This window comes from Mycobacterium sp. smrl_JER01 (assembly GCF_048513595.2).
Classification (GTDB): Bacteria; Actinomycetota; Actinomycetes; order Mycobacteriales; family Mycobacteriaceae; genus Mycobacterium.
On record NZ_JBLXXK020000001.1, the window covers coordinates 4,826,741 to 4,839,495 of the forward strand.

The 12,755-nt window shown below is 68.0% G+C and carries 16 protein-coding genes; 5 read left to right on the plus strand and 11 right to left on the minus strand.

The features are described 5' to 3' along the window. Positions 1 to 5: 5 nt before the first annotated feature. Positions 6 to 368 carry an FKBP-type peptidyl-prolyl cis-trans isomerase gene (locus ACNUDN_RS22585; protein WP_419123970.1) on the minus strand — a complete coding sequence of 121 codons (363 nt, stop codon included), beginning with the start codon at positions 366 to 368 and terminating at the stop codon, positions 6 to 8. Between the two features lie 113 nt (positions 369 to 481). Here ACNUDN_RS22585 and ACNUDN_RS22590 point away from each other — a divergent pair, with 113 nt between their 5' ends. Next, a complete protein-coding gene (locus ACNUDN_RS22590; protein ID WP_419123971.1) occupies positions 482 to 730 on the plus strand; it encodes a DUF2630 family protein in 249 nt (82 codons plus the stop codon). Between the two features lies 1 nt (position 731). Here the strand turns inward: ACNUDN_RS22590 and ACNUDN_RS22595 are convergent, their stop codons facing one another. From ACNUDN_RS22595 to ACNUDN_RS22615, 5 genes are read right to left on the minus strand one after another with little or no spacing between them, the layout of a single operon-like run. Beyond that, a complete protein-coding gene (locus ACNUDN_RS22595; RefSeq protein ID WP_419123972.1) occupies positions 732 to 1,022 on the minus strand; it encodes a hypothetical protein in 291 nt (96 codons plus the stop codon). Between the two features lie 31 nt (positions 1,023 to 1,053). Next, positions 1,054 to 1,932 carry a hypothetical protein gene (locus tag ACNUDN_RS22600; protein ID WP_419123973.1) on the minus strand — a complete coding sequence of 293 codons (879 nt, stop codon included), beginning with the start codon at positions 1,930 to 1,932 and terminating at the stop codon, positions 1,054 to 1,056. A 7-nt stretch (positions 1,933 to 1,939) separates the two neighbouring features. Further along, positions 1,940 to 2,467 (minus strand): hypothetical protein, encoded by a 528-nt coding sequence (locus tag ACNUDN_RS22605; RefSeq protein WP_419123974.1) that lies wholly within the window; start codon positions 2,465 to 2,467, stop codon positions 1,940 to 1,942. 6 nt (positions 2,468 to 2,473) lie between these two features. Next, positions 2,474 to 3,148, minus strand: a complete 675-nt coding sequence (locus ACNUDN_RS22610; protein WP_419123975.1) for an MspA family porin — start codon at positions 3,146 to 3,148, stop codon at positions 2,474 to 2,476. Between the two features lies 1 nt (position 3,149). Further along, positions 3,150 to 3,833 (minus strand): MspA family porin, encoded by a 684-nt coding sequence (locus ACNUDN_RS22615; RefSeq protein ID WP_419123976.1) that lies wholly within the window; start codon positions 3,831 to 3,833, stop codon positions 3,150 to 3,152. A 222-nt stretch (positions 3,834 to 4,055) separates the two neighbouring features. Here ACNUDN_RS22615 and ACNUDN_RS22620 point away from each other — a divergent pair, with 222 nt between their 5' ends. Together ACNUDN_RS22620 and ACNUDN_RS22625 are read left to right on the plus strand one after the other, a co-directional pair. Further along, a complete protein-coding gene (locus ACNUDN_RS22620; RefSeq protein ID WP_419123977.1) occupies positions 4,056 to 4,511 on the plus strand; it encodes an Rv2240c family protein in 456 nt (151 codons plus the stop codon). A 20-nt stretch (positions 4,512 to 4,531) separates the two neighbouring features. Next, the gene (locus ACNUDN_RS22625) at positions 4,532 to 6,091 is read left to right on the plus strand and encodes a phytoene desaturase family protein (protein ID WP_419123978.1); all 1,560 of its coding nucleotides are present in this window, start codon (positions 4,532 to 4,534) and stop codon (positions 6,089 to 6,091) included. On the opposite strand, the gene ACNUDN_RS22630 is transcribed toward ACNUDN_RS22625, so the two are convergent. The 5 genes from ACNUDN_RS22630 to pdxH all read right to left on the minus strand — a co-directional run bounded on the left by ACNUDN_RS22630 (position 6,088) and on the right by pdxH (position 10,950). After that, positions 6,088 to 6,501, minus strand: a complete 414-nt coding sequence (locus ACNUDN_RS22630; RefSeq protein ID WP_419123979.1) for a MarR family winged helix-turn-helix transcriptional regulator — start codon at positions 6,499 to 6,501, stop codon at positions 6,088 to 6,090. The genes ACNUDN_RS22625 and ACNUDN_RS22630 overlap by 4 nt on opposite strands. Further along, complete coding sequence (locus tag ACNUDN_RS22635) at positions 6,491 to 7,927, minus strand: MFS transporter (RefSeq protein ID WP_419125271.1); 1,437 nt, start codon at positions 7,925 to 7,927, stop codon at positions 6,491 to 6,493. Before ACNUDN_RS22635 ends, ACNUDN_RS22630 begins: the two co-directional genes overlap by 11 nt. A 152-nt stretch (positions 7,928 to 8,079) precedes the next feature. Then, complete coding sequence (locus ACNUDN_RS22640) at positions 8,080 to 9,384, minus strand: citrate synthase (RefSeq protein WP_419123980.1); 1,305 nt, start codon at positions 9,382 to 9,384, stop codon at positions 8,080 to 8,082. Between the two features lie 104 nt (positions 9,385 to 9,488). Beyond that, positions 9,489 to 10,139 carry a TetR family transcriptional regulator gene (locus ACNUDN_RS22645; protein ID WP_419123981.1) on the minus strand — a complete coding sequence of 217 codons (651 nt, stop codon included), beginning with the start codon at positions 10,137 to 10,139 and terminating at the stop codon, positions 9,489 to 9,491. A 154-nt stretch (positions 10,140 to 10,293) separates the two neighbouring features. After that, positions 10,294 to 10,950, minus strand: a complete 657-nt coding sequence (gene pdxH, locus ACNUDN_RS22650) for a pyridoxamine 5'-phosphate oxidase (RefSeq protein ID WP_419123982.1) — start codon at positions 10,948 to 10,950, stop codon at positions 10,294 to 10,296. 41 nt (positions 10,951 to 10,991) lie between these two features. Between pdxH and ACNUDN_RS22655 the strand changes: the two genes are divergently transcribed. After that, positions 10,992 to 12,110: a citrate synthase 2 gene (locus ACNUDN_RS22655; RefSeq protein ID WP_419123983.1), complete on the plus strand. Its 1,119-nt coding sequence runs from the start codon at positions 10,992 to 10,994 to the stop codon at positions 12,108 to 12,110. Further along, entirely contained in the window at positions 12,107 to 12,727 is a 621-nt protein-coding gene (locus ACNUDN_RS22660; RefSeq protein WP_419123984.1) for a maleylpyruvate isomerase family mycothiol-dependent enzyme, read from the plus strand. The genes ACNUDN_RS22655 and ACNUDN_RS22660 overlap by 4 nt, the downstream gene beginning before the upstream one ends. Positions 12,728 to 12,755 lie beyond the last annotated feature (28 nt).

Here is a 12,755-nt window from a genome sequence, read left to right on the forward strand (position 1 = left end):
TCCCGTCAGCGGGTGGCAAGTAGGTCGATGACGAAGATCAGTGTCTTGCCCGACAGCCGGTGCCCGCCGCCGGCGGGCCCGTACGCCTGTTCCGGCGGGATCGTCAGCTTGCGGCGCCCACCGACCTTCATCCCGGGGATGCCGTCCTGCCAGCCTTGGATCAGGCCACGCAGCGGGAACTCGATCGACTCGCCGCGGTTCCAGGAGCTGTCGAACTCTTCTCCGCTGTCGTACTCGACGCCCAGGTAGTGGACCTCGACCTTGGCTCCCGGGACCGCCTCGGCGCCCTCGCCGACGATGATGTCTTCGATCACCAGATCCGTGGGAGCCGGGCCGTCGGGAAATTCGATCTCGGGTTTGGTAGCCATGCGCTCACCATAGACGTCTCGGCTCAGCTGTCTCAGTCGGTCGACCGGGCCCTCGGCCGCGCCGTCCGCGTTCTACGGAGTGGCGTCGGGCGGAACGGGGCACACTGGTGGGCGTGGCCAATGACGAAGACATCCTTGCCCAGGTGAATGAGCTCGTCGCGGAGGAAAAGGACCTCCGCGCGAAGCTGCAGCACCACGATATCGACGAGTCGGAAGAACACCGGCGGCTGCGCGCCGTGGAAGTTCAGCTCGACCAGTGCTGGGATCTGCTACGCCAGCGCCGAGCGCTGCGCGAAGCCGGCGGTGACCCGCGCGAAGCCCAGGTCCGCCCCGCCGACGAGGTCGAGGGATACCTGAACTGACCTACTGCGATCCGTCCGGGGGGCAGTTGACCGACACGTAGGCCGCCGGCGGCGCCGAGGTGTCGATGCGGGTGACGGTGCACTGGGACAGCGGGATGTTCGACGGGTATCCCGCGACCCAGTTGATCTGCACGTCGAACCCTTGATTGGTCAGTTCGCGGATCGTCTCGCCCGGCGATTGGGAGCCGGCGACCGGGAGTACCGGGTCCGCCAGCGCGAGTGGCGCCGCCAGCGCGGACACGCTCAGCCCACCGGCCAGGACCACTGCCGCACACCACGGTAAGCGTGCCATCTCATCTCCTCTGATCACACCGGTCACCCGGTTACGGTGACTCATCCGCACCGGTTGAGTCAGGCCTTCCGTGATTGTCGTCGCCGGACGCGACGTCCTCGTTACCGTCCGGGCTGGTCGTGGCCGGGTGCTCAGGCGCCGCGGTCGCGTCGCCATCGGTTTCCTGCGCAGATACCACGTCGTGATCGTCCTCGACGGTTTCCGGTTCGGGCACGACGGCGTCGTCGACGGACGCCGGTTCGCCGTCGTCGTGACCGCCGTCGTCGTGAGCGGTGTCGTCGTGAGCGGGGCCCGGGCCGGTGTCGGGGCCGGGCCCCGGTGTGGCGGTGCCTCTGTCGGTGTCGCTCTCGGTGTTACCGGGGACATCGGCGGAACCAACCGCGTCGTCCGTGGTTTCGCCGGCGTCGGGAGCCCCGGCGCCAGGACGGTCGGGATCGTCGTCGGAAACCAGCGCCGCGGACCGGACATCGCCGGCAGACGCGCGTGCGCCGGTCGGGATCGGCGGGATGGAGCGTCCCACCAGGGCCAGGATGGTGTTCACCGCGGTGATGATGTTGTTGAGCGAGGTCACCACCGCGGACCGCTGACCGGTGAGCAGTTGCAGCGGAACCGTGAACAGCAGCGACGGGACCGCGAATGCGAGATACGCGGCGGCCGCGGCCGCATTCGCGAACTCGATCGGGGTGGCCGCGGCCACCCGGGGGGTTGCCGACCGCGCGGATGCCGGATCATCCGGTACCGGCCGCGGCTGTGCCGCTGCGACGATCGGCAACGTGTGTGCCGCGAGCGCCGGCCGCGCCGAGGATGTGAGGTGTTGTGCTGCAGCGGTAATCGGTGCCACCGGTGTGACAACCAGGCAGAGCGTCGATGCCGCGACAGCGGCGGAGCGGGACAATGCGCGCACGGTCATGACGTCCTCACGGGTTTGTCTCCAACGGTTTTCCCACCTGGTCCACCGGGCGGCGGCCCAGCAGCCCGCCTTCCAGACCACCGGCGCGGTAGCTCTCGTACAGCCGCCTGAGGTAGTCGACGCCGGTGATGTCGGCGTTCTCCTGGCCGGGCGCGATACCGAACAACTCTCCGGTTCCCGGCGCCGAAGGCACCAGGTACTGCGGCAGCAGGTATTGGTTGTTGAACGGGTTCAGGTGCGGTGGAGTTGCCGGCGCCGCGCCCGGGACCGACGGGACCGCGTGCTGACCGAGGACGAATTCGTTCCCCGTCTGCCCGGACAGGTCGGGCATGGCGGGTAGCCCTCCGACCGTGACCGGGGATCCGTTCTGCGCCAACGGGAACAGCGGGTTGGCCGCCGGCGGAGCGGGTGACGGCGGTGGCGGTGGCGGCTGCGCGTGAGCGGTTGCCGCCACCGTCAGAGCACAACCCACCGTGCCGACCGCCGAGATCAGCCGAGTCACCGGGATCCGCCGCGCCGCCTCATACCGCCTCATAGCCCGTCATACCGCCTTCGCGACGCCGTAATAGGCGACGATGTCGTCGGCGGTGTCCGTCGAGCTGGTCAGGATCGCATACGAACGCAGGAACGACTGGCCGATACAGCCGTCGATCTTGACGTGCACATCTTTGACCGTCACCCTCGGGTCGGTGCCCTCGAAGTCTTTCTGGGTCAGTTGAACGGTGATGACCTCACCGGGCTGCGGGAACACCTCGATCTGCGCGGTGACCGGAATTCTGGTGTTGCCCAACCCGGTTGGTGTCACCGAGGGGGTGATGCCGATCGACCCGTTGAGCTTGACGACGTTGAGGCTGATTCCGCACCCGATCTGGTATCCGACTTCGAGCGTGCCGCCCTCGAGAGTGCTGGTACCGGACCCCTGCACGCTGCCGGTGAAGGTGGCGGCCACCAGGTATTCGCGCGAGGACAGGGCCGTCGTCAACGGAGCCACCGGCACCTGGAACTCATCGCGCGCCGCCACCGTCAACTCCCACCCGTCCGGTGTGACGACGACACCCGCGGGCCCCGAGGGAACCGGACCGGCCGGCATCGGGATGTCGGCGACGGGCTGCACCAGGGTGGTGTCCGGCTGTGCCGACGCCTGCGCCGACTGGGCCGCAAAAAGCAACGCGCACAACAGGAATACAGACGATAACGCATGCCGATGAGCTTTCAACTCACACCACCTTGACCTGGCCGGCGTAGGTGACGATGTCCGATGTGTCCGTCGTGGAACTGGTCAACGTCGCATACGACTGGAGGAACGACTGTCCGACGCAGCCGTCGATCTTCACCCGGAAACCCGTCACCGTCACCCGGACGTCGCCACCCTTGAAACTCTTCTCCCCGACAGGAACCAGGGTGACGGTTCCGGGCCGCAGATTGATCTTCGCCTGCCCGTTGATGGGGAATTCCACCGCGCCGAGGACCGCGTTGGGCCCGATGTTGGGGTTGGCGCCCACGGTGCCGAACAACTCCACCGGCCCGCCGATGATGCCGCAGCCGATGCGATACCCGACCACCAGGGAGCCGCCGGACAGCTCGGTACTCCCGGCTCCCTTCACACTTCCGGTGAACGTTCCTCCCACCAGATACTCGCGCGTGGTGAGCGCGGTCGTCAGCGGAGCCACCGCTTCCTGAGTCTCATCCTTGGCCGCCGCGGTCAGTTCCCAGCCGTCGGGAGTGACGAGATATCCCGCGGCCGACGACGGAACAGCTGCCGGCGATGGGGGCGGCGGCGTCCCCACGTCGATTGCGGCATCCACCCCGGGGTCGGCGGCCGGCTGCGCAACACCGTGCGGCGTCGCGACCAGTGGGACGAGCACGCAGATCGCTGCGAGCACGAGCGACGATATTCGCATCCAGTAGCGCCTTCCGAGACGTCAATTCTGTTGAATGATCACGCTAAGGGGTTTCCGGGCAGCAAACGGAGGGAGAATTGTCCGCCCGGCTTTTGTGCATCCGACGGCCTCTCTCACGACTCCTGCACATCACCCGGAGTTCACCGACACGACGGCTTGGGCGCCGATGGTGGATCTCCGTTCGGGTCCGAGGGCAGGAGGCCGGCCATTCCGGGGGTCCGCATGCTCACCGCCGCAGCGGTGCTGTGCTGCTTCTTGGCGGCCGGGCCGACCGCGGCGGCGCAGCCCGAACAGGCGGCTCCGGAGGCCGTCGCGGCATGTACGCAATTCGCGCGCGCCCTCGATCTCGCGTCGCTGACCTACTCCGGGTTCGCCAACGTGATCGCCCTCGGAGATGCGCGCCCCGATTACTCCGACCCGCTCGTGGCCGCCACCAACACCGACGGTCGGACCGGACTCCGAGCGGCGGTGAGCACGGCGTTGGCGGCATCGCGGACACCCGGGCTGGCACCGCAGATCGCCGCGCCGATGCGGTCATGGGCACTGTCCGCGACGAAACTACTCGTGCTGATGGGTTTGCACGCCGACGTAGACCGCTTCAACGCGGCCGCCGGGCAGGTCAACGAAGACACCGAGTCGGCGCAATGGGCATGCGCGGAAGCCGGAACGCGGGCCTGAAGGCACGGCACACTGAGCCCATGCGCAACGCACGGTTCGATGCCGTCGTCGTCGGCGGCGGGCACAACGGACTGGTCGCGGCGGCCTATCTGGCCCAGGCCGGCCGCCGCGTGCTGGTGCTGGAACGTCTCGGTCACGTCGGCGGTGCCGCCGTCTCGACGTATGCGTTCGACGGAATCGATGCCCGACTCTCGCGGTACTCGTACCTGGTGAGTCTGTTGCCGCGGCGCATCGCCGACGATCTCGGCGCCCGGGTCAGGCTGGCACGTCGACGCTATTCGTCCTACACGCCCCACCCTGACGACGGCGGCCGCACCGGCCTGCTGATCGGCCCCCGGTCGACCTTCGCGGCCGTCGGGGCAGCCGACGACGAGGCCGGGTTCGTCGAGTTCTACCGGCGCTGCCGGGCACTGACCGCACAGCTCTGGCCCACCGTGACCGAACCGCTGCGCACCCGCTCCCAGGTGCGCCGGACCGTGGTGGGCGGCGGCGATCTGGACGCGCAGACAGCATGGCGTTGGATCGTCGAGCGGCCGATCGCCGAGGCCATCACGTCGTCCGTGCACGACGATCTGGTGCGTGGTGTGATGGCGACCGACGCGCTGATCGGGACGTTCGCCCGTCTCGACGAGGATTCGCTGGTTCAGAACCGGTGCCTGCTCTACCACCTGATCGGCGGCGGTACCGGGGATTGGGATGTGCCGATCGGCGGCATGGGGGCGGTGAGCGGAGCATTGGCCGCCGCCGCCACCGGGTTCGGCGCCGAGATCGTCACCGAGGCCGAGGTTCACGCCGTCAACCCGGACGGCGAGGTGCGCTACCGGCACGCCGGTGCCGAGCACGAGGTCGTCGCCGAGCACGTACTGGCCAACGTGACACCCGCAGTGCTGGCGCGCCTACTCGGTGAGCCGGAGCCGGAGCTGGCGCCCGGCTCGCAGGTCAAGGCGAACATGATGTTGACCCGGCTTCCACGGTTGCGCGACGAGAGCGTCACCGCGGAGCAGGCATTCGGCGGCACCTTTCACATCAACGAGACCTATCGCCAGCTCGACACCGCCCACCGGCAGGCGAGCGCAGGTTCGGTGCCCGATCCGTTGCCGTGCGAAATCTACTGCCACTCCCTGGCCGACCCGACGATCCTGTCCGAATCGTTGCGGAGGGCAGGCGCACACACCCTGACGGTGTTCGGTCTGCACACCCCCCACCAGCTGATGTCCCCGGCGAGCTCCGACCAGATCCGCGACACCCTGACCACGGCAGTCCTGGAATCACTGAATTCCGTTCTCGCTGAACCTGTTCAAGACGTGCTGATGGCCGATTCGGCCGGCCGGCCGTGCCTCGAGGTGAAGACGACGTCCGATCTGGACGACGCGTTGGGCATGACCCGCGGCAACATCTTCCACGGTGCGTTGTCGTGGCCGTTCGCCGAGGACGACGACGAGCTTGCGACACCGGCGCAACGCTGGGGGGTGTCCACAGCGCACGACCGGATCCTGGTGTGCGGATCGGCCTCGCGCCGCGGCGGGGCCGTGTCAGGAATCGGCGGCCACAATGCGGCGATGGCGGTGCTGGAGACTTAGCCGAGCTTGTCGAGGATCGCCTTGAGGGCCATCAGTTCATCCTCCGAGAGCGCGGCCAGCCCCTCGGGGGCCGGATCATGCACGGCGTCGACGGCGTCGAGCACCGCACGCCCCGCCGCGGTCAGCGATACCGTCTTGCACCGACGGTTGTCCGGGTCCACCTGGCGGATCACCAGTCCGCGATCCTCCAGGTCGTTCACCGCCACCGTGGCGGCCGGCGCGTCGATGGTCGCGGCCGCGGCGAGTTCCTTGACCGTCATGGGCGCAGGACGCAGCCGGGTCAGGATGCGAATTCGACTGAACGGCAGTCCGGATCGCTCGACGACCGCCCTTTTCCAGCCGTCCCGGTGATTGTGCACGAACGCCGCCAGGTCACCCCAGACTGCGTCGGCGAGCGGATTACCGGACATGGGCACCACCGACCGGTTCCGCCGTGCCCGACACCAGCGGGGCCAGCCTCTCCGCCGAGCGCACGGCCCGTCTGGACGTCGCGAACAGTCCGGCCCCGAGGATCACCAGCCCCAGCGCGATGCAGACGAACCACAGCGGCCGCGCGGCCGTCGCGAAGTCGGCACCGCCGGAGGTCATCGCCGAGCCTGCAAGCGAACCACACAGTGCCACACCGATGCTCACCCCGACCTGGCGGCTCGTCGACGTCACCGCGGAGGCGGCTCCGGCCCGGTCCAGCGGCATCCCGCTCACCGCGGCGTTCGTGATCGGTGCGTTGACCATCGAGAAGCCGATGCCGAACACCGCGAAGATCACCAGCAGCCACCACACCGGCGTCGTCGCGGTCAGAAAGGTCAGCATGGTCGCGGCCGCGGTGATCATCACACCGGCCACCACCAGCGACGGTCGCGCCCCGTAGCGCCCCACCAGCCGGCCCGACAGCGGGGAGAACAGTAGCGCGCCCACCGCGATGGGCAGATAGATCAGGCCGGTGTGCATCGCCGAGAAGCCGCGCTCACCCTGCAGGTACAGCGACATCATGAACAGGAACGCACTCCAAGCGGCGAAGGCGCTGACCGCGTTGACGGTTGCGGTGGTGAACGGGATGCTGCGGAAGAACCGCAGATCCAGGAACGGGTCGTGGCGGCGGGATTCGAACCGCAGGAATGCGAGCAGCGCGACCAGGGCGATGACTCCGATGGCGATCACGCGCGGATTGGTCCAGCCGAGCACCGGGCCTTCGATGAGGGCGAACACGGTCCCGAACAGGAAGAGGATGGCCAGGCCCTGGCCGATGGGATCGACGTTGCGCATGGTCGCCGATTTGGATTCCGGCACGAACACCGCGGTGAGCAGGATGGCCACCGCGCAGATGGGCAGGTTGATCCAGAACACCGAGCGCCAGCCCACGGTTTCGATCAGCAATCCGCCCACGATGGGTCCGGCCGCCATCGAGATACCCGTCACCCCGCCCCAGATGCCCAATGCCCGGGCGCGTTCCACCGGTTTCTTGAATATCTGCGAAATGATGGACAAGGCAACGGGATTGAGCATTGATCCGCCGACACCCTGCAGAAATCTGGCACCGATGAGAGTGTCGATGGTGGGCGCCAGACTGCAGGCCAGCGATCCGAGCGCGAACACCGCGAGCCCGGTCTGAAAGACCCTCCTGCGACCGAACCGGTCGCCGGTGGCCCCGGCGAGCATCAGCAGCGACGCCAGCACCAGGGTGTAGATGTCGACCACCCACTGCATCTGAGCAGGTGTCGCAGACAGGTCCCGGCGGATCGACGGGATCGCGACGTTGACGATGGTGGCGTCCATCGACACGATGAGCAGGCTCAGGCAGCAGGACACCAGGATGATGGCCTTGCGCCTGGGCGTCATCGAACTGACGGTTGTATTCACACAACTATTGTGAAACTACAATCGTCAGCGGGGCAAGTGGCGCGACTGTGACATTTATCGGCCACGAGCGTGCGTGAAATTGGCCCCGCACCGCGGCGTGTCTGCTGCAGACACGCACGCTCGCCGGTTGGTCAGCGGGTGGTGAGGTCGGAGTAGTCGCGTTCGGTGTAGCCGGTGTAGATCTGGCGCGGCCGGCCGATCTTGTTCGGCTCACCGTGCATCTCGCGCCAGTGCGCGATCCAGCCCGGCAACCGGCCCAACGCGAACAGCACCGTGAACATCCGCGTCGGGAAGCCCATGGCCCGATAGATCACCCCGGTGTAGTAGTCCACATTCGGGTAGAGCTTGCGCTCGACGAAGAAATCGTCGGTCAGCGCGATCTCCTCGAGTTCCTTGGCGATGTCGAGCAGCTCGTCCTTGACGCCGATCTTGCCCAGAATCTTGTCGGCCTGCTCCTTGACGATCCGCGCCCGCGGATCGTAGTTCTTGTACACGCGATGACCGAAGCCCATCAGCTTGACGCCGTCCTCGCGGTTCTTGACCTTCTTGACGAACGTCGCGACGTCGTCATCACCCTTGCGGATCTTCTCCAGCATCTCCAGCACGGCCTGGTTCGCGCCGCCGTGCAGCGGACCCCACAATGCGTTGATACCGCCCGAGATCGACGTGAACAGGTTCGCCTGCGACGAGCCCACCAGCCGCACCGTCGAGGTCGAGCAGTTCTGCTCGTGGTCGGCGTGCAGGATGAACAGCATGTCCAGCGCCCGCACGATCTCGGGATCGACCTCGTAGGGCTCGGCCGGGAAACCGAACGTCATGCGCAGAAAGTTCTCCACCAGGGTCAGCGAGTTGTCCGGGTACAGGAACGGCTGGCCCTCGGACTTCTTGTACGCATACGCCGCGATGGTCGGCAGCTTGGCCAGCAACCGGATGGTCGACAGCTCCACCTGGTGCGGATCGAACGGGTCCAGCGAGTCCTGGTAGTAGGCGCTGAGCGCATTGACCGCACTGGACAGCACCGGCATGGGGTGCGCGTTGCGCGGGAAACCGTCGAAGAAACGCTTCAGGTCCTCGTGCAGCAGGGTGTGCCGCTGGATCTGCGTGGTGAACTTCTCCAGCTGGTCGGCAGTCGGCAGCTCGCCGTAGATCAGCAGGTAGCTGACCTCGATGAACGTCGACTTCTCGGCCAGCTGCTCGATCGGGTAGCCCCGGTAGCGCAGGATTCCTGCATCACCGTCGATGTAGGTGATCGCGCTTTTGGTCGACGCCGTGTTGACGAAACCGCCGTCGAAGGTGGTGTAGCCGCTCTTGGCCAACAGCGAACCCAGCGCGATGCCGTCGGCACCCTCGGAAGCTTTGACGATGTCGAGTTCGAGCTCGCCGCCTGGGTAAACCAGCGTCGCGTGCTCCTGCCCGGCTTCGGCGTTATCGGCCACTGGGATCCCTTCATGTCTGTCGGGTATTTCGCTGAACTCCCGGAGTCTGTCTACAGAAGGTAGTCGCATTGCAGCAGCCACGCCCGCGGGGGGCGGCTACTGCTTCAGACCGGCTGCCCGACGCCGGCGATTTCCCCGGTGAACTCCACATAGGCGGCCTCGAAAGCGACGATGACATCGTCGACGGTCATCGGGTCGTGCACCCGCGCGGGAGGCCCGAGATCCTGCAGCGCGGTGAACACCAGTGCCGCCCACACCGCAGCCAGAAGCCTGACCCGGCGGTCATCGACCGCGGTTCCCATTCGCTGTGCGACCACCTCGTCGACGGCGCTGGCCCGGAACTCGACGGCGGCCTGCCGCAACGCGGGCGACGACATCGTGATCCGTACGGTCCGCAGTAGCCGCTCCGAGGTGAACCCTCCGGCCGGCGCGAACTTCGTCGCCTCGGCCATCGCCACGTAGGCGCACCGCAACGCATCCAGATGGGACAGATGGTCGGGCTGGCGGGCAAGCTCGGTGGCCGTATGTTCGAGGACCTCGTCGACCAGCGCCATCGCGATCGCATCCTTGGTCGCGAAGTAGCGGCTGAACGTCCGTGGTGACACGTCGGCGGTCGCGGCGATCTGGTCGACCGTGGTGGCATCGAACCCCTGCCGGTCGCACAGCCCGGCAGCGGCGTCGATGAGGGTGGCGCGGGTGCGGCGCTTCTTGCGCTCGCGCAAACCGAGAACTGGCTCTCCCCCCGTGTTCCCCACGACCCGGATGCTATCCCGCCGCGCCATCACACAGCAGCGGAAATGGCACGTTAGAGCCGTCCCCGACGGCGAGACCCCGGCGGCGGAGACGCGCCAGGGCACGCCTGGACCGGGCCTGGGGCCGAGCCGGCGACCGGGTGGCGGCAAACGCGACTCAGGGCTGGAGTCGGTCAATGCGCCCGTCGCGGAGGCGAATCCTGTTGTGCACCCGGTTCTCCCGGCCCTGCCAGAACTCGACCACCTCCGCGGCGATCAGATAGCCACCCCAGTGCGGCGGTACCGGGATCTCGTCGACGCCGGCGAAGCGTTCGGTCATCTCGGCCAGCTGGCGCATCAGCGCCTCCCGCGACGCGATCGGCTTGCTCTGCTGCGACGCCCACGCGCCCAGCTGCGATCCGCGCGGCCGCTTGCGCCAGTACTCGGCCGTTTCGTCCGGCGAGACCTTGGTGACCGCGCCACGCACGTGGACCTGACGGCCCAGGAGGTACCAGGGGAACGTCGCCGACGCATACGGGATGGCGGCCAGCTGGTCACCTTTGTCGGACCCGTAGTTGGTGTAGAACGACAGCCCGGATTCCGCGACGCTCTTGCACAGCACGCTCCGGGTGACCGGTCTGCCCTGCCCGTCGACGGTGCCGACCACCATCGCGTTGGGTTCGGCGACCCCGGCCTGCTCTGCCTCCGACATCCACCGGTTCAGCAGCGCGACCCATCCGGCCTCCAGCCAGTCGGCGTCCAGGTCACCACTGCCGTCTTTCTCTGCCGACCCGTACTCGACGCGCATCCGCGCCAGGTGATCAGAAGTGCCCACGCGCCACACGGTACGCCGCAGGCGGGTGCGACAATCTGCGCATGACTGCGGTGCCTAAGGATTTCGCCCCGGGGCTGGCCGGGGTGGTGGCGTTCGAGACCGAGATCGCCGAACCCGACAAGGACGGTGGCGCGCTGCGCTACCGCGGCGTCGACATCGAGGATCTGGTGTCGCACCGGGTCACCTTCGGCGATGTGTGGGGATTGCTGGTGGACGGCCGGTTCGGCCGTGGCCTGCCGCCCGCCGAACCGTTCCCACTGCCGATTCACAGCGGCGACGTCCGGGTCGACGTGCAGGCCGGGCTGGCCATGCTCGCACCCATCTGGGGCTATGCGCCGATCCTGGACATCGACGACGACACCGCACGCGACCAGCTCGCGCGCGCCTCGGTCATGGCCCTGTCCTACGTCGCCCAGTCGGCCCGCGGCATCTACCAGCCGGCCGTGCCCCAGCGCACCGTCGACGAATGTGACACCGTGACAGCACGTTTCATGACCCGATGGCAGGGCGAGCCCGATCCGAGGCACATCGAGGCGATCGACGCCTACTGGGTGAGCGCCGCCGAGCACGGAATGAACGCCTCGACGTTCACGGCCCGGGTCATCGCATCCACCGGGGCAGATGTGGCGGCCGCCCTGTCCGGGGCGATCGGCGCGATGAGCGGACCGCTGCACGGCGGCGCACCGGCCCGGGTCATCCCGATGGTCGAGGAGGCCGAGCGCACCGGCGACGCCCGCGGCGTGGTGCGGGGCATTCTGGACCGCAACGAGAAGTTGATGGGTTTCGGCCACCGGGTCTACCGCGCCGAGGACCCGCGGGCGCGGGTGCTGCGGGCAACCGCCGAACGGCTCCGGGCGCCGCGGTACGAGGTGGCGGCCGCACTCGAGCAGGCCGCATTGGCCGAGCTGCGCGAGCGCCGACCTGACCGCGCCATCGAGACCAACGTCGAGTTCTGGGCGGCGGTGATCCTCGACTTCGCCAAGGTGCCGCCCACGATGATGCCGGCGATGTTCACCTGCGGTCGCACCGCGGGCTGGTGTGCCCACATCCTGGAACAGAAGCGGCTCGGCAAGCTGGTGCGGCCGTCGGCGATCTACGTCGGCCCCGAACCCCGCAGTCCCGAGTCCGTCGAAGGCTGGGACCTGCTCCCCCGGCGATGACGGACGCCGCCACCCGTGCGGTGTTCCTCGCGGCCACCGACCATTTCGCGACGCTGGTTCGGCAGATCCCCGCCGACCGGTGGGACGCCCCCGGCCTGGGCGAGTGGACGGTCCGGGACCTGGTCGGTCACACGTCGCGCTCACTCGTCACGGTCAGCACATACCTCAAGACACCGGCCCGCCACCAGGACGTCGCCGATGCGGCCGACTACTACGTCCAGATCCGAGACTATTCCGCCAGCGCAGGCGCGGCGGCCATCGTGGAGCGCGGACGGCAAGCAGGTCGTGATCTCGGTGCGGACCCCGCCGCCGCGATCGAGGTGCTGGCGTCGCGGGTGCGCGCCGATCTGGCCGTCGTCGACGACCCGCTGATCCAGGTCATCGGCGGTCTGGGAATCCGGCTCAGCAGCTATCTGCCGACCCGGACGTTCGAACTGGCGGTACACGGCCTCGACATCGGACGCGCCGTCGGCCTGGCCGTCGAACCTCCCGACGAGGTGTTGACCGAGGCGACGCTGCTGGCGGTCCGCATCGGTGTGGCGCTCGGACACGCATCGACGATGCTGGTCGCGCTGACCGGTCGCGGCGGGCTGCCTCCCGGGTTCTCCGTGGTCTGAGAACCCCGAACCCTGGCGTGCGATGAGT

Bases quoted from the DNA above. Each gene is read 5' to 3' on its own strand.
- ACNUDN_RS22585 (WP_419123970.1), bottom strand. From the start codon at position 368: ATGGCTACCAAACCCGAGATCGAATTTCCCGACGGCCCGGCTCCCACG.
- ACNUDN_RS22595 (WP_419123972.1), bottom strand. From the start codon at position 1,022: ATGGCACGCTTACCGTGGTGTGCGGCAGTGGTCCTGGCCGGTGGGCTG.
- ACNUDN_RS22600 (WP_419123973.1), bottom strand. From the start codon at position 1,932: ATGACCGTGCGCGCATTGTCCCGCTCCGCCGCTGTCGCGGCATCGACG.
- ACNUDN_RS22605 (WP_419123974.1), bottom strand. From the start codon at position 2,467: ATGAGGCGGTATGAGGCGGCGCGGCGGATCCCGGTGACTCGGCTGATC.
- ACNUDN_RS22615 (WP_419123976.1), bottom strand. From the start codon at position 3,833: ATGCGAATATCGTCGCTCGTGCTCGCAGCGATCTGCGTGCTCGTCCCA.
- ACNUDN_RS22620 (WP_419123977.1), top strand. From the start codon at position 4,056: ATGCTCACCGCCGCAGCGGTGCTGTGCTGCTTCTTGGCGGCCGGGCCG.
- ACNUDN_RS22625 (WP_419123978.1), top strand. From the start codon at position 4,532: ATGCGCAACGCACGGTTCGATGCCGTCGTCGTCGGCGGCGGGCACAAC.
- ACNUDN_RS22630 (WP_419123979.1), bottom strand. From the start codon at position 6,501: ATGTCCGGTAATCCGCTCGCCGACGCAGTCTGGGGTGACCTGGCGGCG.
- ACNUDN_RS22635 (WP_419125271.1), bottom strand. From the start codon at position 7,927: ATGACGCCCAGGCGCAAGGCCATCATCCTGGTGTCCTGCTGCCTGAGC.
- ACNUDN_RS22655 (WP_419123983.1), top strand. From the start codon at position 10,992: ATGACTGCGGTGCCTAAGGATTTCGCCCCGGGGCTGGCCGGGGTGGTG.
- ACNUDN_RS22660 (WP_419123984.1), top strand. From the start codon at position 12,107: ATGACGGACGCCGCCACCCGTGCGGTGTTCCTCGCGGCCACCGACCAT.